Origin of the sequence: Tsuneonella dongtanensis (assembly GCF_001698205.1) — a bacterium.
Lineage (GTDB): Bacteria > Pseudomonadota > Alphaproteobacteria > Sphingomonadales > Sphingomonadaceae > Tsuneonella > Tsuneonella dongtanensis.
On sequence record NZ_CP016591.1, the window covers coordinates 2,354,377 to 2,375,788 of the forward strand.

Annotated in this window: 19 protein-coding genes; 4 read left to right on the forward strand and 15 right to left on the reverse strand. The window is 66.6% G+C overall.

Going from position 1 to position 21,412, the window contains the following annotated elements; all coding sequences use genetic code 11:
* Positions 1-208 precede the first annotated feature (208 nt).
* The 3 genes from A6F68_RS15225 to A6F68_RS11550 are packed head-to-tail and all read right to left on the reverse strand — an operon-like array spanning position 209 to position 2,347.
* The gene (locus A6F68_RS15225; protein WP_198152597.1) at positions 209-769 is read right to left on the reverse strand and encodes a hypothetical protein; all 561 of its coding nucleotides are present in this window, start codon (positions 767-769) and stop codon (positions 209-211) included.
* Positions 762-1,040 carry a hypothetical protein gene (locus tag A6F68_RS11545; protein WP_067680201.1) on the reverse strand — a complete coding sequence of 93 codons (279 nt, stop codon included), beginning with the start codon at positions 1,038-1,040 and terminating at the stop codon, positions 762-764. The genes A6F68_RS15225 and A6F68_RS11545 overlap by 8 nt, the downstream gene beginning before the upstream one ends.
* Positions 1,040-2,347 (reverse strand): pyruvate dehydrogenase complex dihydrolipoamide acetyltransferase, encoded by a 1,308-nt coding sequence (locus A6F68_RS11550; RefSeq protein WP_067680204.1) that lies wholly within the window; start codon positions 2,345-2,347, stop codon positions 1,040-1,042. Before A6F68_RS11550 ends, A6F68_RS11545 begins: the two co-directional genes overlap by 1 nt.
* 121 nt (positions 2,348-2,468) lie before the next feature.
* Between A6F68_RS11550 and A6F68_RS11555 the strand changes: the two genes are divergently transcribed.
* Positions 2,469-2,921 carry a universal stress protein gene (locus tag A6F68_RS11555; RefSeq protein WP_067680207.1) on the forward strand — a complete coding sequence of 151 codons (453 nt, stop codon included), beginning with the start codon at positions 2,469-2,471 and terminating at the stop codon, positions 2,919-2,921.
* Here the strand turns inward: A6F68_RS11555 and A6F68_RS11560 are convergent.
* Positions 2,918-3,301, reverse strand: a complete 384-nt coding sequence (locus A6F68_RS11560) for a hypothetical protein (protein WP_067680210.1) — start codon at positions 3,299-3,301, stop codon at positions 2,918-2,920. The two genes, A6F68_RS11555 and A6F68_RS11560, sit on opposite strands and share 4 nt — an antisense overlap.
* Before the next feature lie 121 nt (positions 3,302-3,422).
* Between A6F68_RS11560 and A6F68_RS11565 the strand changes: the two genes are divergently transcribed.
* Positions 3,423-4,202 (forward strand): helix-turn-helix domain-containing protein, encoded by a 780-nt coding sequence (locus A6F68_RS11565; RefSeq protein ID WP_067680213.1) that lies wholly within the window; start codon positions 3,423-3,425, stop codon positions 4,200-4,202.
* Here A6F68_RS11565 and A6F68_RS11570 read toward each other — a convergent pair.
* Positions 4,199-6,469, reverse strand: coding sequence for a ribonuclease R family protein (locus A6F68_RS11570; protein WP_067680216.1), 2,271 nt, complete (start codon positions 6,467-6,469; stop codon positions 4,199-4,201). The genes A6F68_RS11565 and A6F68_RS11570 overlap by 4 nt on opposite strands.
* Positions 6,470-6,609: 140 nt before the next feature.
* On the opposite strand from A6F68_RS11570, the gene A6F68_RS11575 reads away from it, so the two are divergent.
* Positions 6,610-8,634 (forward strand): M3 family metallopeptidase, encoded by a 2,025-nt coding sequence (locus A6F68_RS11575; RefSeq protein ID WP_067680219.1) that lies wholly within the window; start codon positions 6,610-6,612, stop codon positions 8,632-8,634.
* A 4-nt stretch (positions 8,635-8,638) separates the two neighbouring features.
* On the opposite strand, the gene A6F68_RS11580 is transcribed toward A6F68_RS11575, so the two are convergent.
* From A6F68_RS11580 to radA, 9 genes are all read right to left on the reverse strand, one after another.
* A complete protein-coding gene (locus A6F68_RS11580) occupies positions 8,639-9,961 on the reverse strand; it encodes a M20/M25/M40 family metallo-hydrolase (protein WP_067680222.1) in 1,323 nt (440 codons plus the stop codon).
* A gap of 38 nt (positions 9,962-9,999) precedes the next feature.
* Entirely contained in the window at positions 10,000-10,578 is a 579-nt protein-coding gene (locus tag A6F68_RS11585; protein WP_067680225.1) for a DUF805 domain-containing protein, read from the reverse strand.
* A gap of 28 nt (positions 10,579-10,606) precedes the next feature.
* Positions 10,607-12,148 carry a proline--tRNA ligase gene (gene proS / locus A6F68_RS11590; protein ID WP_067680228.1) on the reverse strand — a complete coding sequence of 514 codons (1,542 nt, stop codon included), beginning with the start codon at positions 12,146-12,148 and terminating at the stop codon, positions 10,607-10,609.
* A 74-nt stretch (positions 12,149-12,222) separates the two neighbouring features.
* Positions 12,223-12,789, reverse strand: a complete 567-nt coding sequence (phaR, locus tag A6F68_RS11595; protein WP_067680231.1) for a polyhydroxyalkanoate synthesis repressor PhaR — start codon at positions 12,787-12,789, stop codon at positions 12,223-12,225.
* A gap of 90 nt (positions 12,790-12,879) precedes the next feature.
* Positions 12,880-13,920, reverse strand: coding sequence for an alanine racemase (gene alr, locus A6F68_RS11600; RefSeq protein ID WP_067680234.1), 1,041 nt, complete (start codon positions 13,918-13,920; stop codon positions 12,880-12,882).
* Positions 13,917-15,599 (reverse strand): MFS transporter, encoded by a 1,683-nt coding sequence (locus tag A6F68_RS11605; RefSeq protein WP_067680237.1) that lies wholly within the window; start codon positions 15,597-15,599, stop codon positions 13,917-13,919. Before A6F68_RS11605 ends, alr begins: the two co-directional genes overlap by 4 nt.
* 39 nt (positions 15,600-15,638) lie before the next feature.
* A complete protein-coding gene (locus tag A6F68_RS11610) occupies positions 15,639-16,094 on the reverse strand; it encodes an iron-sulfur cluster assembly scaffold protein (protein WP_232308131.1) in 456 nt (151 codons plus the stop codon).
* Positions 16,091-16,624 (reverse strand): CvpA family protein, encoded by a 534-nt coding sequence (locus tag A6F68_RS11615; protein ID WP_067680240.1) that lies wholly within the window; start codon positions 16,622-16,624, stop codon positions 16,091-16,093. The genes A6F68_RS11610 and A6F68_RS11615 overlap by 4 nt, the downstream gene beginning before the upstream one ends.
* A gap of 17 nt (positions 16,625-16,641) precedes the next feature.
* A complete protein-coding gene (radA, locus tag A6F68_RS11620) occupies positions 16,642-18,009 on the reverse strand; it encodes a DNA repair protein RadA (RefSeq protein WP_067680244.1) in 1,368 nt (455 codons plus the stop codon).
* 71 nt (positions 18,010-18,080) lie between these two features.
* On the opposite strand from radA, the gene A6F68_RS11625 reads away from it, so the two are divergent.
* Entirely contained in the window at positions 18,081-20,417 is a 2,337-nt protein-coding gene (locus tag A6F68_RS11625; RefSeq protein WP_067680247.1) for a patatin-like protein, read from the forward strand.
* Positions 20,418-20,426: 9 nt separating this feature from the next.
* On the opposite strand, the gene A6F68_RS11630 is transcribed toward A6F68_RS11625, so the two are convergent.
* The gene (locus A6F68_RS11630) at positions 20,427-21,365 is read right to left on the reverse strand and encodes an MBL fold metallo-hydrolase (protein ID WP_067680250.1); all 939 of its coding nucleotides are present in this window, start codon (positions 21,363-21,365) and stop codon (positions 20,427-20,429) included.
* Positions 21,366-21,412: the final 47 nt, after the last annotated feature.

Sequence of the window (21,412 nt, forward strand, 5' to 3'; positions counted from 1 at the left end):
AACGGGGTCGATTCTGAAAACGCGCCAGCGGCCTTCCACCCTCGGTGGAACGGGGCGAGAGGGGTGTCTCGGTTGTCACCTTCCGTACGAGCGTACAGGGTCGGGGTCTTTCCCCTCCCATTCGTCACAAAGATGCTTCGATCGCTCGTCATCGGCGCGATGATCGCACATTGGTGGGCGTGTAGGAAAATGCGAACTGGCACCGGGATCATCCCGCCACCATTTCGAGATTGTCCGAGCGGATCCAGCCGGACTTGCAGGTTCCGGCGTAGGGTTGGACCGCGGCGACCGGTGAGCCGGTGCCGCAATCGGGGCTATCCGGCTTGGCGGGGTCGAAAACGATTCCGAGCCACACGTTCTCGTCGCTGAAATCGCATTGCGCGACCATGTGCCCGCTAGCGAGCTGCGCGACTTCGCGCGCAGCCCCCTCGGGTGCGGCGCGGACGATCGCCTTGTCGCCCGCTTCACCAGGCACGAGCCTGACCTTGCTAACGGTTCCGCAGGCGTCCATCTCAGGCCCGTCTTGGCCGATCATGACCGGCCGCTCCGGGAAGCCTTGCGGCGCGGTCGCCGGGGACTGCAAGATCGCCGGTTCTTCACCGGCTTCCCTTTCAGGCACCTCCGCGCTCGGTGAACAGGCCGCAAGCAGCAGCAACGCCCCCGCGCCGAGCGCCATGCGGATCACCGGCCGCCCGCCGAACACCACGGCGCAGGGGTTGGTGTCCGCCGGCATGGCGGTGACGCGGATGAGGGGGGAGCGGCTAGGCATCTATCCGACCAGCGAAATCCAATTCGATATCTTGATGCTCGCCTGCGACGTAGCGTGCACGCCACGTCGCGGCGCTCGAGCCTACCGGATTAAAGCCGTCCGTTACACGACCGTCCTTGCCAGTTGCCATCCGCTCAAAGTCGACCGGGATGCCATCCACCAGCAACGAAATCGTGCCGCCGGGATGAATGCTTCCAAGTGCGTTCCGAAGCGGCCCCGCCTCGATGTGCTTCAGCCAGAGGCACTGATCTGCGAGCTTTGCGCGCGCCATCAAGCCACCAGCCCCAGCGGTGCCTCCACCAGCGCCTTGAACGCCTGCATCAGTTCGGCCCCGTCGGCGCCGTCGATGGCGCGGTGGTCGAAGCTGCCGGTGGCGCTCATCACGGTGGCGACGGCGAGCGCGTCGTTGACCACGTAAGGGCGCTTCTCGCCCGCGCCGATCGCCATGATCATGCCCTGCGGCGGGTTGATCACCGCCTCGAACTGCTTGATCCCGTACATGCCCATATTGGACAGACTGGCGGTGCCGCCCTGGAATTCCTCCAGCTTGAGCTTGCCCTCCTTGGCGCGGCCGGCGAGGTCCTTCATCTCGGTGCTGATCGCGCTCACCGACTTCGCGCCCGCGTCCTTGACGATCGGGGTGATGAGGCCGGTCGGCACCGACACCGCGACCGAGATGTCGGCGCGGCTGAAGGTCAGCAGCGCGTCGCCCGCGAACTGCACGTTGCACTTGGGCACCTGGATGAGCGCCTTGGCGAGCGCCTTGATCATCAGGTCGTTGACGCTGAGCTTCACGCCTTGCGGTTCGAGCGCCGCGTTGAGGTCAGAACGCAACTTGAGCAGCGCGTCGAGGCGCACGTCGACCGTGAGGTAGATGTGCGGCACTTGCTGCTTCGATTCGGTCAGGCGGCGCGCGATGGTCTTGCGCATGCCCGAGAGCTTTTCCGAGGTGTGCGGAATGCCGAAGTCCTGCGCAGCGGCGGGCTTTGCCGCGAGCGGTGGCGCTTGGCCTTCGACAGGCTCAGGCTGAGCGGATGTTTTTGCAGCACCGGGCTGCGCACCCTCGACGTCGGCCTTCACGATGCGGCCGCCCGGGCCCGAGCCCTTCACGCCCTTGAGGTCGATGCCCTTCTGCTCGGCGATCCGCTTGGCGAGCGGGGAGGCGATGATCCTGTCACCACCATCCGCTCGTGCTGAGCTTGTCGAAGCACCTTTCGCAACTGTCGCCCCACGGCCTTCGACAGGCTCAGGCTGAGCGGGTGTAGGTGCGGGGGTCGAAGCCGGTGCGGGCGCCGGGGTCGGTGTGGGCGCACTAGCCGCCGCGCTCGCATCCTCGCCCTCACCCGCCAGCAACGCGATCACGGTGCCGACCTTCACGCCCTCGGTACCTTCGGCCACTTCGATCTTGGCGATCGTGCCCTCGTCGACCGCTTCGAACTCCATCGTCGCCTTGTCGGTCTCGATTTCGGCCATCACGTCGCCGGCACTGACCGTGTCGCCCTCCTTGACCAGCCAGCGGGCGAGCGTGCCCTCTTCCATCGTCGGCGAAAGGGCGGGCATCTTGATCGGCGTCGGCATGGCGGTCCTTCGCGAGGGGGAGGAATGTCCTGCCCGCTTTGGCAAAGCCGTAGCGTCACGGCAAGCGGCTTGCCCTGAATACGTTTTCCGCCGATACCGGCGCCCTCGCGGGGGTGGGACAATGCGCGTCTATCTGGTGATCATGGACGAGACCGACGAGGCGCTGCGGGCGCTGCGGTTCGCCAGTCGTCGTGCGATGAAGACCGGGGGCGCGGTGCACATCCTGGCCCTTGTCCAGCGCGAGAACTTCAACGCCTTCGGCGCGATCCAGGCGACGATCGAACAGGAAGCCCGCGACCGGGCGGAGATGGTCGCATCGAGCGCCGCCGGGTCGATCTTCGCCGAGAGTGGGAAGATGCCGGTGATCTCGGTTCGCACCGGCGATGCGCAGAGCGTCATCAGCGCCTACCTCGAGGAGCACCCCGAGGTCGCCGCGCTCGTCCTCGGCGCCGCCGCGGAAGGCGGGCCGGGCCCGCTGGTCACCCACTTTTCGGCGCACGCGGGCCAGCTTGCCTGCCCGCTATTCGTGGTCCCCGGCAGCCTTACCGACGAGGACATCGACCGGTTGAGTTAGGCGGAAGCGGGGACTGCCGAGAGCGCCTTCAGCCCGCGCCATTCGAGCATTGCGAACGACTCGACCGCAATGGCCTGTGCGACAAGCACGACATGACCAAGCGTGGTGAGTGCGCTCCAGTTGGCCAGCCATACGCCGACACTGGCAAGGACCCAGGCAAGATTGCCGACGACGATCGCAGTGAGCAACCCCTTCGACGGGGCGAAGGCCTGCTGGGTGAAGAGCAGGACGCAAGGCACGCAAATCCATCCGGCGATGGCGACTATCGTCGGCGAGAGCCCGGTGAGCGCGACCATCGGGCCGTTGAGACCAAGGCACAGGATCACGAACAGCGCTGCACTGGCGGCGTCCATCAGAAGGGTCTGCTTGAGGGTGGGCATTGCTGATCTCCGGTTGTTCCGCGTGCAGCATCCCCGGAACCGTGCGGCTGGTCGATTACGTCGGAGGTAATGGAACCCGTAGCTCTCGCCGGCTAGGCGATGCGGCCAAGGAGACCTGCCGATGGACATCGCACCCGTGGGAGAACAACTGCGCGAATGGCGCACGCGGAGGCGGATGAGCCAGATGGACCTCGCGCTCGACAGCGAAATCTCCACCCGGCACCTGAGCTTCATCGAAACAGGGCGCGCCAAGCCCAGTGCCGAGATGCTCGACAGGCTCGCCGATACGCTCCAGGTCCCGCACCGCGCGCGCAACGCCCTCCTGTTGGCGGCCGGATACGCGCCCGTTTACCGCGAGCGCGACCTTGCGGAGGACGAGATGGCGGCGATGCGCGCCATCGTCGACCACGTCCTTGCCGGGCATGAGCCTTATCCCGCTCTGGCAGTCGACCGACACTGGAACATGATCGCCGCCAACGCCTCGGTCGCGATCCTGACCGAACAGGTAGCGCCTGAATTGTTGACCCCTCCCGCCAACGTACTGAGGATCGCGCTCCACCCTGACGGCCTTGCGCCGCAGATCGTCAACTACGGCGAGTGGCGCGCGCATATCCTCCACCGGTTGGATCTGCAGATAGAGGCCAGTGCCGATCCCGCGCTCGCCGAACTCCGGGAAGAGCTGGCGTCCTACGACCGGCAGGCGAACGATAACGAAACGACCGGGCCAAGCGCGATCGCGGTGCCGCTGGTGCTCGACACGACCGTGGGACGCATTTCCTTCGTCTCGACGGTCACGATCTTCGGCACGCCGGTCGACATCACGCTGAGCGAACTGGCGATCGAAGCGTTCTATCCGGCCGACCGTGAATCGGCGGAATTGCTGCGCAAGATCGGCGGCTAGCGCCCCCGGCCCTGGTGACGGATGTTGCCGGGGCGCCCGCGCTTGCCCTGCAGGTGCTTCGGCTTGGGCCTGTCCTTGGGCGGCGGCCGGTTGCCGCGCGGCTCGATCCGGCCCTCGGCATTCGGCAGCTCGAACTTCAGCGCGCCGGTGAGCGGGTTCGCTTCGGCAAGCCGCAGTTCGAGCTTGTCGCCGGGCGCGTAGGTCGTGCCGCTGTCCTTGCCAACGAGCCGCTGGGCCGCCTCGTCGTAGGTGAAGTATTCGCTGCCGAGGGTCGAAACAGGGATCAGACCGTCGCCGCCGAGGCCGACGATGGTGGCGAAGAAGCCGAAGCTCTGCACTCCGGTGATGCGGGTCGGGAAAACCTCGCCAACGCGCCCGGCGAGCCAGGCGGCGACGTAACGGTCGATCGTCTCGCGCTCGGCCTCCATCGCGCGGCGTTCCGCCTGGCTGATTGCTTCGGACACCTTCGACAGGTCGGCGCGGTCGCGATCCGACAGGCCGGTCGATTCCGGCAGGCTGCCCTTCGGCTTCGGCTGTTCGAGCTTGTAGGCATCGACCAGCGCGCGGTGCACGAGCAGGTCGGCATAGCGCCGGATGGGCGACGTGAAGTGCGCGTAGCTGCCCAGCGCAAGGCCGAAGTGCCCCGCATTGGCCGGGCCGTAATACGCCTGCGTCTGGCTGCGCAGGACGGCTTCCATGACCTGCGCCTTCTCGCTGTCGTCGACAATGTCCTTGAGCAGGCGATTGAACAGACCGGGCGTGATCACCTGCCCCAGCGCGAGGCTGTGGCCGAAGGTCTTCATGTAATCGCGCAGCGCGACGAGCTTCTCGCGCCCCGGCGCTTCGTGGACGCGGTAGACGACGGGTGCGGTCTTCGCCTCGAGCGCCTTGGCCGCAGCGACGTTGGCGGCGATCATGAAGTCCTCGACCACGCGGTGCGCATCGAGCCGTTCGCGGATCGCGATCTCGCTGATCTTGCCGTGCTCGTCGAGCCTGACCTGCCGCTCGGGGAGTTCGAGTTCGAGCGGATCGCGTGCCGCCCGTGCGGCCGCGAGCAGCTTCCACGCGCCCCACAGATGCGACAGGAATTCGCGCGGAGCATCGCCGTCGATTTCGGCCTGGGCGTCCTCATAGGCGATGTTGTGCGCAATGCGGACCAGCGCGCGGGTGAAGCGGAACTTGGTGACCTTCCCCTCGGGCGAAATGCGCAGGTGGCACGCCATCGCCGCGCGGTCCTCGCCTTCCTTCAGGGAGCAGACGTCGGCGCTCAGCACCTCGGGCAGCATGGGCACCACGCGATCGGGGAAATAGACCGAGTTGCCGCGCTTGCGCGCTTCGCGGTCGAGCTGGCCGCCTGGGCGGACGTAGAACGACACGTCCGCGATCGCGACGACGGCGCGGTATCCGCCCTCCCCGTCGGGTTCGGCCCAGATCGCGTCGTCGTGGTCGCGCGCGTCGGCCGGATCGATCGCGACGATCGGCAGGTCGCGCAGGTCCTCGCGATGTTCGGCCGACAGCGGCAATTGCGCGGCACGCTCTGCTTCGGCGATCGTCTCTTCGCCGAAGACGTGCGGAATGCCGTGCTTGGCGATGGCGATCAGGCTGAAGGCCTTGGGTGCAAGCGGATCGCCGAGGACCTCGACGACATTGACGCCCGAGCGCGGCGACTTGCCCGCCGGCTCGGCGAGCACGAGCTGCCCCTCTTCCGCCCCGCCCAGGTCGGCGATCGGGCTCGACGTACGCACCCGCTTGTCGACCGGCGCAAGCCAGCCCTTGCCGGTCCGGTCGAGCTCGACCACCCCCATCAGCCCGTCGGTCCGCGCGGGCAGCTTCTTCATCGGATGCGCGGTCCAGCCGCGCCCGGTTTCCTCGGTCCGCGCAAGGATGCGGTCGCCGACCTTGAGCGCGGGAAACTTCGCGTTGCCGCGGCCCTTCCTGCCTTCGATCACCCGCAGCCGCGGCGGCGGAGTGGCGTCGTCGGGCGACCAGGCGTCGGGAATGGCATAGGGTTCGCCGTCCTCGATCTCTGCGATGCGCAGCACGGTGACCTTGGGCACGCCGCCCATGCGGTGATAGGCGGTCTTCTTACCGTCGATCAGGCCTTCCTCGGCCATGTCCTTGAGCAGCGCCTTCAGCGCGATCTTTTCCTGCCCCTTCAACCCGAAAGCCTTGGCGATCTCGCGCTTGCCGGCGATCGTCGGACTCGACTGGAGGAATTCGAGGATCTGCGCCCGGGTGGGCGTCCCGGATCTGTGGTTCTTCTTCATTGGGCCCCGATATGGGGGGCGCCGCCCGTGCGCGCAAGCGACGAGGGCCCGACTCCACTCGACGACGGCGGTTGGCAAGCGCGCCGTGTCTTCCTAGTTCGGCAAGGCTGCCCTTTGACGGGGCTATTGGGGACTTACCGATGAAGAACGCCTTTGCCAGCGGCCTGCTGATTGCCACCGCCCTCGCCACTCCGGCCATCGCCCACGCCCAGTCGGCGACTGCATTCGTCGGTCCGCTGTCCGCCGATGCCCCCGATGCAGCGACCCTTAATGCCCGCTGCGACAAGCTCTTCGCCGAGGCCAAGCGCCGGTTCGCGGCGCTTGAGGCCATGCCGGGCCCGCACACGGTCGAAAGCGCGCTGAAAGCCTATGACGAGCTCTCGGCGCTCATCAATGCCGCCGGCGCGGAGTTCTACAGCTATGGCCAGTCGGCCGGTACCGAGGACATGCGCAAGGCCGGGGTCGACTGCGCCAACCGCTTCGACGCGCTCGACACCGACATCGGTCTGTCGCGGCCCGTCTATGACAGGCTGAAAGCCATCCCCGCGGTGACCGGCGACCCCGTCACGGCGTACTACCTCAAGCGGACGCTCGAAGGGTACGAGCGCAGCGGCGTCAATCTCGACGACGCCAAGCGGGCGCAGGTCAAGGCGTTGCAGGACGAGCTGACCAAGCTGGGCAGCGAGTTCGACCAGAACATCCCGGCCGCGCGCGGATCGATCAGGGCATTGCCGAGCGAGCTTGCGGGACTTCCCGCGGACTGGATCGCATCCCATCAGCCAGGGCCCGACGGTCTCGTCACCATCACGACCGACACGCCGGATTACCAGCCGGTCATGGCATATGCCGAGAATGATGCGCTGCGTGAGAAGCTGGCGCGCGTCTACGCCTCGCGCGCCTATCCGCAAAACAGCGAACTGCTGGGCAAGATCTTCACCAAGCGGCAGGAACTCGCCACGCTTCTGGGCCGCCCCAACTATGCCTCGCTGATCCTCGAAAGCCGGATGCTGACGACTCCCGAGCAGGTCATCGCGCACATGGCCGACCTCGATGCCGCCGCCACCCCGGCCATGCAGAAAGACCTGGCGGAACTGCGGGCCGCGCTGGCCGAAATCCGGCCCGGGCAGGAGCTCACCCCGTTCAACCTGGGCATCGCCCGCCAGCACGCACTCAAGACGCGCTACGACCTGGATTCACAGGAAGTGCGCAAGTACTTCACCTTCGACAACGTGCAGCGCGGCATCTTCGACCTGACCGAAGACTTGTTCGGGTTCGAGATCAGGCCGTGGGAAACCGCCAAGTGGCATCCCGACGTCGAGACGTTCGAGATCGTCGACGGCGGCCAGGTGATCGGCCGCTTCTACCTCGATTCGCACCCGCGCGACGGGAAGTACAAGCACGCGAACCACATCGCGCTGCGCAAGGGGATCGCGGGTGACGCGATCCCGGTCTCGGTGCTGACGATGAACCTGCCGAAGGGCGGGTACGACACCGGCCTGATGGAGCACCGCGACGTGGAGACCTATCTCCACGAATTCGGCCACCTCATCCATTCCATCCTTGGCGGCAACCAGCGGTGGATGGGCCAGAGCGGCGTGGCCAACGAACGCGATTTCACCGAGGCGCCTTCGCAGATGCTCGAGGAATGGGTCTACGACTACGACACGCTGGCGAAGTTCGCCCGCAACGAAACTGGCGAAGTGATCCCCCGTGCACTGGTGGACAAGATGGTCGCCGCAAGGTTCTTCGGACAGGGCATCAACGAGAAGACCCAGCTCGGGTATTCGAACGCGTCGCTACGATATCATCTCGGTGCGCCGAGCGACCCCTCGGCAACCGGCATCTCGGCTGCATACAAGGCCTATGTATCGCCGTTCGCGCCGATCCCGCCTGCCGAAAACACCCACCCGGAAGCCGCTTTCGGTCACCTCAACGGCTATAGCGCAGGGTACTACACCTATGGCTGGTCGCGCGTGATCGCGGCGGACCTGTTCTCGCGCTTCAAGGCAGCCGGCCTGCGCGATCCGAAGACCGCGCAGGATTATCGCCGCCTGGTGATCGGGCCGGGGGGCAGCAAGCCGGCCGCAGAGCTGATCGAGGATTTTCTCGGGCGGCCGGTCAGTGCCGAGGCGCTCAAGGAAAAACTCGCCGGCGGGCAGAAGTAGGCCGTCAGTCGGAAGCCAGCGGGGCGAAGGCGCCGCCGGGCACCGCGCTGGCGACCGGGCTGCACGTTCCCACGGCCGCGCAGGCGCTGACGCCGAAGATCCAGTCGTCGCCCCGCACGCCTTCGAGCTTGGCGCTCGTGGCGACGACCTGCGCGATCACCGGCTCATCGCCCCAGCCGGCCGCATCGGTTGGGCGCTGCCAGATCGCGTAGTGCGCCGCGCCGGGGACTTCGTCCCACTTGAGCGTGGTAAAGGTCTGGACGGCAGCCTCGGCCGTCGGCTTGGGCGGCATCGGTAAGCGCGCCAGCTTGTCCAGCGCGCGGACATTGAGGGTGGTGACCTTGGCGAGATAGCCGAAGTCCATCTCTCCCACCGTGTCGCCGTAGAAGACGCCGTTCTCGGTCCTGAGGTCCTGGTGCTGGTGATCGTAGTCCTCCACCGCGACCGAAAAGCGGATCGCCGGGTAGCCCTTTTCGAGGAACGGGAGGTGATCGCCTCCGCGCCCCATCCGGTCGGCGCGCCAGATCGGGCGGACTTCGAGCGCGGCGTCGTCGATGGTGTCGAGCCAGCGCGAAAGGTTGCGGCTGGGGCTGTCGTTCTCGCCCGCAAAGCGCCGCTGGGCGGCGCGGGTCTTGTCGTCCAGATCGGCGCGCGGACCTTCCGAGAACACGCGAACGTGGTTCGGCTGGCAGTACCCGTCCGACCCGCACGAATTGCCCACGATGTCGTTGTTGAGCACGGCCTTGACGGTCCAGCCCTGCTCCGCGGCATAGTCGGCGAGAAGGCGCCCGCCATGCAGACCCTGTTCCTCGCCCGATAGCAATGCATAGACGATCGTCGTCGGGTACTTGCGCTGCGACAGGACACGGGCAGCCTCGATGACCAGTGCAGTCCCGCTGGCGTCGTCGTTGGCGCCGGGCGCGTCGGACGTGAAATCCATCACGTCGCTCACCCGGCTGTCGATGTGGCCTTGCACGATGACGACTTCGTTGGGCCGCTCGGTCCCGCGCTGGATGGCAACTACGTTGACGAGCCGCGTCGGCGTGGGGATCCGGTCGCCCGTCACCATGCGTTCGGGCAGGACAATCTCGAGACAGTTCGCGCAGGCCTTGCTTGTCTTGCGGAATTCCCCCTCGCCCCAGCGCCGCGCCGCGCCGATGCCGCGCGTCGGATGATCCTGCACCGACATCGTGTGCCGCGTGCCGAATGCGACGAGCCGCTCGACATCTGCCTTGAGGCGCGCCTCGGAAACGCTCCCTTGCGGATCGTCAGCGACGGCGGGAGCGGCTGCAAGCAGGGCCGCAAGGGCCAGAAATCGTGTGCGCATGGGGCCTTGTCGGACAGCCTCGCGCGCTTGGCAAGCCGTCAGTCTGCGGGGGGCGGGCCCCACCGGTTCTCCGACTTCGAAGGCACCAGGCCGAACCCGGCGACGACCAGCAGCGGTATCCAGCTGACGAGACCCCGTAGCCCCGCGTCGCGCTGCAGGTCAGCAAGGTCTTCAGCCGATCGCGCGTTGAGCGCAGCCTGAAGCAGTTCCTCGATCTGGCCGAGCTGCTCGATCTGAAACCACAGGTTGAGCGCGACCGCCGCGAGCGGGACCAGGACGATGAGGCCGGGGAAACCGCCGTCGTGCAGACGGCGAACGAAGGCAGCCGCCATCATCGCGCAGTTGAACAGCGACATGGCGACGCCGGCCCAGATCATAGTGGGCATGTTCGGCAGCATTTCCCTGAGCACCAAAGCCTCGATCGCGGTCGTATCGTCGGCTCCGGTGCCCTGTATGGCCGCACCGACTGCGCTGGCGGTAAACGTCGCGCTCAATCCGATGCTGACGACGATGTTGATGAGTGCGATCGCCAGCACCCACAGCCAGAACGTCCGGCGTCCCTCTCGCCCTGCGAAACTCGCAAGGTTCGCCAGGTGATACGTGATCGAGTTGCCCATTGGTCCCCTCCCCGTCAGGCGCCGAGCGCTAGTAGGCGCGCGCGACCAATACCCGCTCGATTGCCGGATTCCCCGTGAAAATGCACGTGCCATCCGCGGCAGCGGCACCGATCGGTACGTTGCGCAGCGTCAGCTTGAGCGACTTGAGCTTTTCGGTCACGGCATCCAGCGCAGCCCCGGTGGGTTTGGACCATTGCACCTCGAGCCAGCCGGGGTTCTTCACTCCGTCGGCGAAATGCGCCTCAAGCTCGCCAATGTCGGTGACGCCACGCGTGATCCGGCTGTCGCGCACAGCTGCCGCATCCGCCAGCAGGCTTGCCTGCATGGCTTCGAGCATGCCGGGGATCGAGGCTGCGGCCACGTCGAGCGAGGGCGCGGTGAAGGCGGGCTTGCCGTTCTCCGCCCACAGCGCATCGCGGCGCAGCAGGCTGACCTTACCTTCGGCCATATCGCGGCCGCCGACCTCGACGATCAGCGGGGCACCCTTGCGGACCCAGTCCCAGCGCTTGGCCGCGGCCTTGCCGGGCTTGCTGTCGAGCAACACCCGCACCGGCTCCCGCAGCGCGTTGCTGGCGGCGAGCTTCGCGCGGAGTCCCTCGCAGTACTCGATGAGCGCTGCATCGCCGTCGTCCTCGCGCAGCATCGGCACGATCACGACCTGCCACGGGGCGATAGCGGGCGGGACCTTCAGCCCGTCGTCGTCGCCGTGGACCATGATCACGCCGCCGATCATGCGCGTCGATACGCCCCAGCTCGTCGTGTGGGCGAGTTGCTGGCCGCCATCGCGATCCTGGAACTTGATCCCGCTCGCTTCGGCAAAGTTGGTGCCCAAGTAGTGGCTGGTGCCGGCCTGCAGCGCCTTGCCGTCCTGCATCATCGCCTCGATCGACCACGTTTCGACCGCGCCGGGGAAGCGCTCGTTCTCGGGTTTCTCGCCGGCGATCACCGGCAGCGCGAGGTCTTCCTCGGCGCAGGCGCGATAGACCTCGAGCATCCGCAGGGTGTGCTCCTTCGCCTCTGCGGCGGTTTCGTGCGCGGTATGGCCTTCCTGCCAGAGGAATTCGCTGGTGCGAAGGAACATGCGCGTGCGCATTTCCCAGCGCATGACGTTGGCCCACTGATTGAGCTTGAGCGGAAGGTCGCGCCACGACTGAACCCAGCGCGCCATCGCGTCGCCGATGATCGTCTCAGATGTCGGACGGATCACGAGCGGCTCTTCCAGCTTCGCCTCGGGATCAGGCATCAGCCCGCCCTTGCCGTCGGCGACGAGGCGATGGTGCGTGACGACCGCCATCTCCTTGGCGAACCCGTCGACGTGCTCGGCCTCGCGTGCGAAATTGCGCAAGGGAATAAGCAGCGGGAAATAGGCGTTATCGTGCCCGGTCGCCTTGATGCGGTCGTCGAGCAGGCGCTGGATGCGTTCCCAGATGCCATAGCCCCACGGTTTGATTACCATGCAGCCGCGCACCCCCGATTCCTCGGCCATGTCGGCGGCCGAGACGACCTCCTGATACCATTGGGCGAAGTCGTCGGCGCGTTTGACCGACAGGGCGTGGCGGATCTGGGACACGGGAATTTCTCTCTAAACTGGGAGGCGGCGCCCTAGCGATGCGCCGCGCTGCCCGCAATCACTGACCCGGCGGGTTACTGGCCGAGGTCGTCGAGCTTTTTCTGCATCGCCGCCATCTGCGCGCGCAATTCGGCTATCTCGTCGGTCTTGGCGGAGGGCGTCGGCGCCGGAGTGGGCTTACCGCCGCCACCACGCTTGGGCATCAGAGCGTCGGTTGCCGCACGCATCATGGCCATGTTGGTCTCGGCGATCTTGCCCAGCGGCGTCCCCCCTGCCCGCGCCATGAACGCTTCGTGGAGCTTGTTCTGGTTGGCCCGGAAGTTCTCCATCATCGCATCGAGATAGCTCGGCACCATCGACTGCATCGAGTTGCCGTACATCGAGATGAGCTGGCGCAGGAAACCGATCGGCAGCATCTGCTCCCCGCCGCTCGATTCCTCTTCCATGATGATCTGGGTCAGGATGGTGTGGGTGATATCGTCGCCGGTCTTGGCGTCGAGCACCTTGAAGTCGACATTGTCGCGGGTCATCTTCGCCAGATCGTCGAGCGTGATGTAGCTCGACGTGCCGGTGTTGTAGAGCCGACGGTTGGCGTATTTCTTGATGACGATCGCGCCGTCGGCGCTGTCCCGCTTGGCCATGGACCCGGTCCCTGTATGGTTGGAACCCCGTCTTAGCACTCGCAGCATTTGCAGTGCAACAAATGCTGCACCTTTTGTGCGCAGCAATATTCAGGCGCGAAGCCGCATCCCCAGTGTCGTCAGGAGTTCGTACTGCGACAGACCCGAACGGTCCGCTTCCGCGGGCAGGTCGAACGGCACATCGACCCAGTCGCCTTCCCCAAGCGATGGCGATGCCGCCAGGTCGACCACAACCATATCCATCGAGACCTTGCCGAGCAGCGGAAGGCGCGCGCCCTCGTGCATCAACGCGTGGTTGGGGCCGCGCGCCCGGAGAAACCCGTCGGCATATCCCAGGGAGACGACCCCTACCCGCATGGCGCTCGGCGCGATGAAAGTGGCGTTGTAACCAACTCCCTCACCGCCAGCGATCCGGCGAACCTGCATGATCGCCGCCTTGGGATGGACGACCTGGCGAATGGCACCCGCGAATTCCGCCCTTGGGACCCCGCCGTAGAGCGCGAGCCCCGGGCGCGTGACGTCGAACGCGAAATCGGCGCCGAGCGCTATGCCTGCACTGTTGGCAAGGCTTCGCCGACGCGCGGGAATGGCTGCGCACGCCTGGGCGAAACGGGCAAGCTGGCGGTCGTTGAGCGCGCTGTCCTCGTCGGCCGAGGCAAGGTGCGACATCAGCGTGTCGATCTCGAGCCCGGCCAGCACCGGGTCGCCCAGCGCATCCATCGGTACGCCCAGGCGATTGATGCCCGTGTCCACCATGAGATCGCAAGGGCCACCGCCGCCAGCTTTCCAGCGCGCCGCCTGGTCGAGGCTGTTGAGTACCGGGCGCACGCCGCACACGCGGGCGAATGCGCAATCCGCTCCGGTCATCGGCCCGTGGAGAACCGCGACCTGCTCCGGCGGCACGAGCGCGGCCAACGCAGGGACCTCGCTCCAGTGGGCAACGTAGAAATCGCGGGCACCGGCTGCGGACAGCGCGGGAACGGCCCTCGCCACGCCGATGCCATAGGCGTCCGCTTTCACTGCCGCGCCCGCGCTGGCGGCGCCCGACATGCGGTCGAGCGTACGCCAGTTGTCCGCCAGGGCGGCACTGTCGAAATCGAGCCGCAGGCTGGGCGGCGGCAGATCGATCATGGGTTGGCCGGCGACACCGGAAGTACGTGATCCGAGGCCTCGAAGTCGCGCGGAGGACCGCCGCGGATGCCCCACCACGCGACCACCAGACCGAAGGCGACGATCCCCCACGTGTACCACAGCCCCGCATAGGCGTTGCCTGTCGTGGCGACGATGTACCCCGCGATCAGCGGCAGGAAGCCGCCGAGATACCCCGCCCCGATGTGGTAGGGGATCGACATCGAACTGTAGCGGATCTGCGGCGGGAACATCTCCGCCAGCAACGCCGCGACCGATCCATAGGTCAGTGCCGAGAGGATGCCGCACGCGAGAAGCAGAGCGACAATCCCGACGAGGTTGGCAAACGGCGGCCGCTGGACGCTGAAATCGTAACCCGCTGCCTCGAGCCATCCCTGGACGGCGGCCTTGCGCGCCGCGTCGTCCATACCGCCATAGACGTGGAGCTGGTTTCCTATCGTGATCGGATTGGCGACGCATTCCGCCGTCGGCGGGCAGGGCTTTGCATCGATCTCGTACGAGACGCCCAGCGCGGTGAGGTCGGCGAGCATGCGTCCGCATTCGCTGGCCTGCTGGCTAGCAAACGGATCGTAAGTGCAATCCGTGCCGGTCACGACGACAGGCGCCTCGCGCGCGCTCTGGGCAAGGCCCGGATTTGCCAGCGCACCGATGCCCCAGAAGATCGGGAAGATGAGGACAAGCGTGGCGATCGCACCGATCACGATCGGCTTCTTGCGGCCCACCTTGTCGGACCATTTGCCGGTCCAGACGTAGAACGCCATCGACAGGCCGCCGGCGATCAGCATGACCCATTCGACCAGCGCCGGGTCCATCTTCATCGGTCCGCGCAGAAAGCCCATTCCGCTGAAGAACGCCGTGTACCAGATCGTCGTCAGGATGCCGGTCACGCCGAACAGCGCGACGAAGATCCGCTTCTTGTTGCCGGGATAGGTGAAGCTCTCGACGAACGGGTTGCCGGCCATCTCGCCCGCTTCCTTCATCGCCTTGAACACCGGGCTTTCGCTCAGCTTCAGGCGCATCCACAGGCTGATGCCGAGGAGGATCAGGCTGAGCAGGAACGGCACGCGCCAGCCCCATGCGTTGAACGCCTCCTCCGGAATCAGGGCTCGGCAGGCGAGCACCACCACGATCGACAACACGAATCCGCCGACCACGCTGGCCTGGATGAAGCTCGTGTAGAAGCCGCGCTTTTCGGGTGGGGCGTGTTCGGCAACGTAAATCGCCGCTCCGCCGTACTCCCCGCCGAGCGCAAGGCCCTGCAGGATGCGCAGGAAGATGACGATCGCGGGGGCTGCGAGCCCGATGGTCGCGGCACTGGGTATCAGCCCCACCCCGGCGGTCGCCACGCCCATCAGCGTGACGGTGACGAGGAACGTGTACTTGCGCCCGAGCTTGTCGCCCAGATAGCCGAAGAGAATCGCGCCGAGCGGCCGGAATCCGAACCCGACGGCAAACCCCGCCCAAACCAGCAATAGCTGCAGCGTCTCGTTATCGGCGGGGAAGAAGGCCTTTCCGATGATCGCCGCCAGCGTGCCGTAAATGAAGAAATCGTACCATTCGAACACCGTCCCCGCGCTAGAGGCGGCGATGACGAGACGAACCTCCTTTGGGCTCGGTTCGTGATATGGCTGAATACCCGTTGCAGCGGCGGTGTCGCTCATGACGGCAGTAGGCTCCCCTTCGATCCTCTGGGGACGGCTCTAGCCGCGCGCCTCCCGCTTGGAAAGCGCGGCCAGCGCGGCATCCCACGCCAGCAGGATCGCCCCATGCCGACCTGGGTATGCGCGCGCCGGCGCGATCGACTCCAGGCCAGGCCAGCCGGGCAGTTCACCGCCATTGGCGAGCCATGCCGCGATAAGATCGCGCTGCCGGGAGATGTCCATTGCTGTTCTGCCCACGGCGCCCTTGGCGAACAGCGCCGCGGCCCCCTGGCCCACAGCGCAGGCCGAAACCCGGACCCCCACAGCATCGATCCGGTCACCCTCGTCCACCTTCAGCGACACGGCCAGCGTATTGCCGCATGTGCGCGAGCGCGCTTCTCCGATGTACGGCATCGCCGGATCGAGGGGATAATGCGCCAGTGAAACCGCGAGTGCGAGCAGGTCGGGAGTATACAGAACTGCGCCGCCGCGCGCACCCGCGGGCGGGGCCGTCACCGGCGGATTTCGGGAATCTTCACCGAGGCGGCCCGGCGGTCCTCGTCGCGGCGCTCGATGAGCTGCACCATGGCATCGGCACTTGCGTTGACCAGCGGATACGTCCGCGCCTGCTTGATCCAGTCGGGGCGCCCGGCGATGCCCCATGCCGCGTCGTAGCCGAGCACAAGCAGTGCAAAGGCGCAGGTCACGACGATGGTGCCCTTGATAGCCCCGAAGCCGAAGCCGAGCACGCGGTCGATGGGCCCGAGAAACGACGTGCGCGTGGTTTCCCCCAACCGCCCCGAAATCAGCTTCATTCCCGCGTAGGGAATCAGCAGCAGCATCGCGAAGGCGACGGTCCCCGCACCGGGCGCGTTGCCGACCTTGGGCAGGAGCCAGTCGTATAGCGGAGTATGCAGGTTGTAGATCGCCAGCACCGCCACGCCCCACGCGAGGAGCGAGAGCAACTCCTGCACGAAACCGCGCAGAAATCCGCCGACGGCTGCCACGCCGACGACCAGAAGCACTATGAGATCAAAACCCGTCATTGCGATCGCGGGGATACCTATGCCGATGCCATTACTCGGTCAACGAGATTGGCCAGCCCCCTTAGGCTGCGATAGTTAAGTCCAGATGAACCCGCATCGACATCGGCCGGACCGTTTCCGGTGCCGAAGCCGAGCTTCGCCGCTTCGCGCAGGCGCAATCCGGCGTGGGCAACCGGCCTGATCTCCCCCGCCAGCGAAACCTCGCCGAACCAGATGGCGTGGGTTTCGAGCGGCTTGTCGGCCAGAGCCGAAATCAGCGCCGCCGCCACCGCGACATCGGCCGCCGGGTCCGACAGGCGGTAGCCGCCCGCCACGTTCAAATAGACCTCCGCCGAGGAAAAATTGAGGCCGCAGCGCGACTCAAGAACCGCGAGCAGCATGGCGAGCCGACCGCTGTCCCACCCGACCACCGCGCGGCGCGGCGTCGCGCCCGACTGCAGCCGCACGATCAGCGCCTGGATCTCGACCAGCACCGGCCGCGTTCCCTCGAGCGCCGGGAACACCGCGCTCCCCGCAAGTGGCTCCTCGCGTCCCGACAGGAACAGGAGCGACGGATTGCCCACTTCCTCCAGCCCCGCCCCGGCCATCGCGAACACGCCGATCTCGTCGACCGCGCCGAAGCGGTTCTTGAGCGCGCGCAGGATTCGGTACTGATGACTGCGTTCGCCTTCGAAGCTCATCACCACGTCGACCATATGCTCAAGCACGCGAGGACCGGCGATACTGCCATCCTTGGTCACATGGCCCACCAGCACCAGCGCGACGCCGTTCTCCTTGGCATAGCGGATCAGTTCGAACGCGCAGCCGCGCACCTGGCTGACAGTGCCCGGCGCCCCCTCGATCGTGTCGGAATGCATGGTCTGGATCGAATCTATCACCATCAGCGACGGCGGCGCCATCGTGCCAAGCGTCGTCAGCAGGTCGCGCACGCTGGTCGACGAGGCGAGCTTGATCGGTGCATCGGCGAGTCCCAGACGCCCGGCGCGCATGCGAACCTGGCCCGCCGCCTCCTCTCCGCTGACGTACACCACCGACAAGCCGCGCTTGGCGACCGCGCCGGCCGACTGGAGCAGCAGGGTGGACTTTCCGATCCCCGGGTCGCCGCCCATCAGCACCGCCGAGCCGGGGACGAGCCCTCCCCCGAGCGCACGGTCGAACTCCGCGAGGCCGGTCGGCAGGCGCACCAGCGGCTCGCTCGGTGCGTTCATGTCCTCGAACGCGATCGCGCGGCCGCCGCTCGACAGATCGTGCTTCATCGAGAACACGGTCGCCGGCGCATCCTCGATCAGCGTGTTCCACTCGGAACAATCAGCGCACTGGCCCTGCCAGCGGCTGCTGACCGACCCGCAATTCTGGCACACGTAGCGGCGCTTGGTCTTGACCATCGATCCGGGCGTAGCCGGAACATTTGTGGAACGCAATTGCCTTCGCCGCGATACGGGCGCACAATCCTCGGATGCGGCAGAAGGAACTCAGGATCGCGCTGGTCTGCTACGGCGGGGTGAGCCTGGCGGTCTACATGCACGGCGTGACCAAGGAACTGTGGCACCTGGCACGCGCAAGCCGGGACCACATCGGCGACGGCGCCCCCGCGGGCGGCGTCCGGTCGGTCTACCGCGCGCTCCTCGCAAGGATCGAGGAACACCACGGCCTGCGCCTTCGCGTGCTGCCCGACATCCTGACCGGGGCCAGCGCAGGAGGCATCAACGCGGTGTTCCTCGCGCAGGCGATCCATTCGGGCGCAAGCCTGGAACCGCTGACCGAGCTCTGGCTCGAGACCGCCGACGTCGATCGCCTGCTCGATCCAGACGCGCGGCCCTGGTCCCGTGCGGCGAAACTCTGGGCGATGCCGCTGGTCTGGTGGCTGCTTCGCCGGCCAGGCAACGCGGTGAGCGAGAGCGTCGCGCCCGAGACGCGAAACGAGGTTCGCCGCAAGGTTTCGCACCTGATCCGCGGGCGCTGGTTCGAGCCGCCCTTTTCCGGCCTGGGGTTTTCCTCCCTCCTCTACGACGGCCTCGCAGCGATGGCGGCCGGGCCGGTGGAGGCGCCGCTCCTCCCGCCCGGCCACCCGATCGACCTGATGGTGACGGCGACCGATTTTCGCGGGCACCTCTCGATGCTGCGGCTCAACAGCCCGCCAGTAGTCGAGGAGAGCGAGCACCGATTGCCGATTTCGTTTCGCACGAAGGTTCCGGCGACCGGGGGCGAACCTTTGGCCGAGCCGCTCGAACTCGTCTTCGCGTCCCGCGCGACCGCGAGCTTTCCGGGGGCCTTCCCACCGATGCGGGTGGCGGAGATCGACGCCCTCGCCGCCTCTCACGGCCGCGAATGGACAGGACGCAGGGAGTTCCTGGAGCGAATCATGCCGGTGCACGTCCGCCTTGGGCACGAGGAACACGCCTCGCTCGTGGACGGCTCGGTACTGATCAATGCGCCCTTCGCGGCGGCGCGCGAAGCGCTCCCGTCGCGTCCGGCCCAGCGAGAGGTCGACCGGCGCTTCGTTTACATAGACCCTACGCCCGATCGCTTCGGACCGGGCGATGAGCGGCACATCCGTCCGGTGGGATTCTTTTCCGCCATCGTCGGCTCAATCTCGGCGATTCCGCGCGAGCAGCCCATCCGGGACAACCTCGAGGCGCTGGAGCATCAGTCGCGGCAGGCCATGAAGCTGCAACGCATCGTCACGGCCTTGCGCCCGCAGGTCGAGGAATCGGTCGAGCGCCTGTTCGGCATGACCCTTTTTCTCGACAAACCCACCCCCAAACGGCTCGCAGCGTGGCGCAACAAGGCACAGAATGCCGCGGCGGAGCGGGCAAGCTATACTTTCCACCCGTATGCGCAGGCGAAAGTAGCGGGGATCGTGGAGACCCTTGCCAGAACGGTTCTCGAAGCCGCGCCCGGCCTCAAGCTCTCCGAGCCCGAACCCATCGCCTTGCGACTGCGCCAGGAACTCGACGCGCGGGGCCTCTCCTCCCTGATCGATCCCGGTGGCGGGGCGAGCGAGGGGGCGATCGCGTTTCTGCGCGCGCACGATCTCGCCTTTCGGATACGCCGCCTGCGGCTGATCGCCCGTCGCCTGTCTCGCGAATGGGAGGCCGACCCGGACATCTCCGATGCGGCGCTGGAGGCGGCCCGCGAAGCGATCTACCGCATCCTCGCGCTCTACTTCTCGCGGGAAGGTGTGCAGGGCCTGGGCGACGACTTCGCCCCCATCGCTGAAAACGTGATGGCGAACCCGGGAGAAGTCCTCGATGCGCTGGCGCACCGCCGCCTGCTGCCGGAAATAGACGCGCAAGCCGAAATCATGCTTGCCGAGGCGCTGGAGGCGATGCCCAAGGAGCTGCGCCGCCGCGTGCTACTGGCGTACCTCGGCTTCCCCTTCTACGACGTCGCGACGCTGCCGCTGCTCCAGAACGAAGGACTGACCGAGTTCGACGCGGTCAAGGTCGACCGCATCAGCCCTGACGATGCCAAGTCGATCCGCGCTGGCGGGACGAGCGACACGCTGCGCGGGACGGAATTCTTCAATTTCGGCGCGTTCTTTAGCCGGGCCTATCGCGAGAACGACTACCTGTGGGGCCGATTGCATGGCGCCGAACGGATGATCGACCTGATCGCCTCGACCGTGGCCGACTTTTCGGACAGCGAAAAGGCCCACTTCAAGCGGCGGGCATTCCTCGCCATTCTCGACGAGGAAGAACCTCGTCTAAAAGCGGGCAAGACGGTCGTGGACGGCATCCGGCGCGAGATCGAGGGCAAGCCCACTGATGAGGCGCCCCGCGCAGGAGCCTAGGGGGCGGACCTAGTGCTTGTGCGCCGGTCCGTGATCGTGCTTCTTGGCCGTCGCTTCTGAATCCAGGCTCGCCCACACGGCCCGCGCGAAAGCCTCGCTGTTCACGAAGGCACCTTCGCGGTCCATCGGCTTGAACGGGTTGGCGGCGAGAAAGGCTTCGAGAGACTGGCCTTTCGCTCTGGCCTGGCGCACGGTGTCGAGGCCTCCCGCGATCCGGTCGCGCCATGCCTTCAGACCCGCCTTGTCCGTCACCGGACCATGCCCGGGTATCACTTTCGTCTTGTCGTCGGTCATCGCCAGGACCTTGTCGAGCGATGCGACCAGATTGACCGCGTTACCGCCCGAGGACACGTCGATGAACGGGAACGGCGCGTCGCTCATCATCAGGTCGCCGGTGTGCACGACGTTTGCCTTGGCCCAATGGAGCACCGTGTCGCCATCGGTATGCCCACCGCCAGTGTTGACCGCATGGATCTGGTCGCCATTGAGATGGAAGGTGATACCGTCGGCATAGGTCACGACGGGAAGCGCAATCGGCGGCGCGGGAGGGATCACCCGGCCAAGGAGCGTGGCGCCTGCAGCCATGCGTACCCGCACGTTATCGTGCGCGAAAATCGTCGCGCCCGTCTTGCCGAGGTTCTCGTTGCCGCCCGTGTGATCGTAGTGCCAGTGCGTGTTGACGACGTATTTCACCGGCGTTCCGCCGAGATCGGCTATCGCCTTTGCAATCTTGGGGGTCAGCGGGGCGAACTGGTCGTCGATCAGCACAGTGCCATCGGGACCGTGGGAGACCCCCATGTTGCCGCCCGCACCGAAAAGCACGGCAACGCCGGGGCCGAGCGGTTCGGCCCTGATCTCGACCTTCGCAGGATCGACCTGCGCTGCGGCTGGCATGGCCAGCAGGACGCTCACGGCAGCGGTGGCAAGTAATTGGAGTATGGTGCGCATGCTCAGTCTCTCCCTGTTGCCCGGAGGTTACCCATTGTCGCCGACGG

Excerpts from the sequence above, each read along its gene's own strand:
- A6F68_RS11625 (WP_067680247.1), top strand. The coding sequence starts at position 18,081 with ATGCGGCAGAAGGAACTCAGGATCGCGCTGGTCTGCTACGGCGGGGTG.
- radA (WP_067680244.1), bottom strand. The coding sequence starts at position 18,009 with ATGGTCAAGACCAAGCGCCGCTACGTGTGCCAGAATTGCGGGTCGGTC.
- A6F68_RS15225 (WP_198152597.1), bottom strand. The coding sequence starts at position 769 with ATGCCTAGCCGCTCCCCCCTCATCCGCGTCACCGCCATGCCGGCGGAC.
- A6F68_RS11585 (WP_067680225.1), bottom strand. The coding sequence starts at position 10,578 with ATGGGCAACTCGATCACGTATCACCTGGCGAACCTTGCGAGTTTCGCA.
- A6F68_RS11565 (WP_067680213.1), top strand. The coding sequence starts at position 3,423 with ATGGACATCGCACCCGTGGGAGAACAACTGCGCGAATGGCGCACGCGG.
- A6F68_RS11580 (WP_067680222.1), bottom strand. The coding sequence starts at position 9,961 with ATGCGCACACGATTTCTGGCCCTTGCGGCCCTGCTTGCAGCCGCTCCC.
- A6F68_RS11570 (WP_067680216.1), bottom strand. The coding sequence starts at position 6,469 with ATGAAGAAGAACCACAGATCCGGGACGCCCACCCGGGCGCAGATCCTC.
- A6F68_RS11615 (WP_067680240.1), bottom strand. The coding sequence starts at position 16,624 with ATGACGGGTTTTGATCTCATAGTGCTTCTGGTCGTCGGCGTGGCAGCC.
- A6F68_RS11555 (WP_067680207.1), top strand. The coding sequence starts at position 2,469 with ATGCGCGTCTATCTGGTGATCATGGACGAGACCGACGAGGCGCTGCGG.
- A6F68_RS11605 (WP_067680237.1), bottom strand. The coding sequence starts at position 15,599 with ATGAGCGACACCGCCGCTGCAACGGGTATTCAGCCATATCACGAACCG.
- A6F68_RS11545 (WP_067680201.1), bottom strand. The coding sequence starts at position 1,040 with ATGGCGCGCGCAAAGCTCGCAGATCAGTGCCTCTGGCTGAAGCACATC.
- A6F68_RS11630 (WP_067680250.1), bottom strand. The coding sequence starts at position 21,365 with ATGCGCACCATACTCCAATTACTTGCCACCGCTGCCGTGAGCGTCCTG.
- alr (WP_067680234.1), bottom strand. The coding sequence starts at position 13,920 with ATGATCGATCTGCCGCCGCCCAGCCTGCGGCTCGATTTCGACAGTGCC.
- phaR (WP_067680231.1), bottom strand. The coding sequence starts at position 12,789 with ATGGCCAAGCGGGACAGCGCCGACGGCGCGATCGTCATCAAGAAATAC.
- A6F68_RS11550 (WP_067680204.1), bottom strand. The coding sequence starts at position 2,347 with ATGCCGACGCCGATCAAGATGCCCGCCCTTTCGCCGACGATGGAAGAG.
- A6F68_RS11560 (WP_067680210.1), bottom strand. The coding sequence starts at position 3,301 with ATGCCCACCCTCAAGCAGACCCTTCTGATGGACGCCGCCAGTGCAGCG.
- A6F68_RS11575 (WP_067680219.1), top strand. The coding sequence starts at position 6,610 with ATGAAGAACGCCTTTGCCAGCGGCCTGCTGATTGCCACCGCCCTCGCC.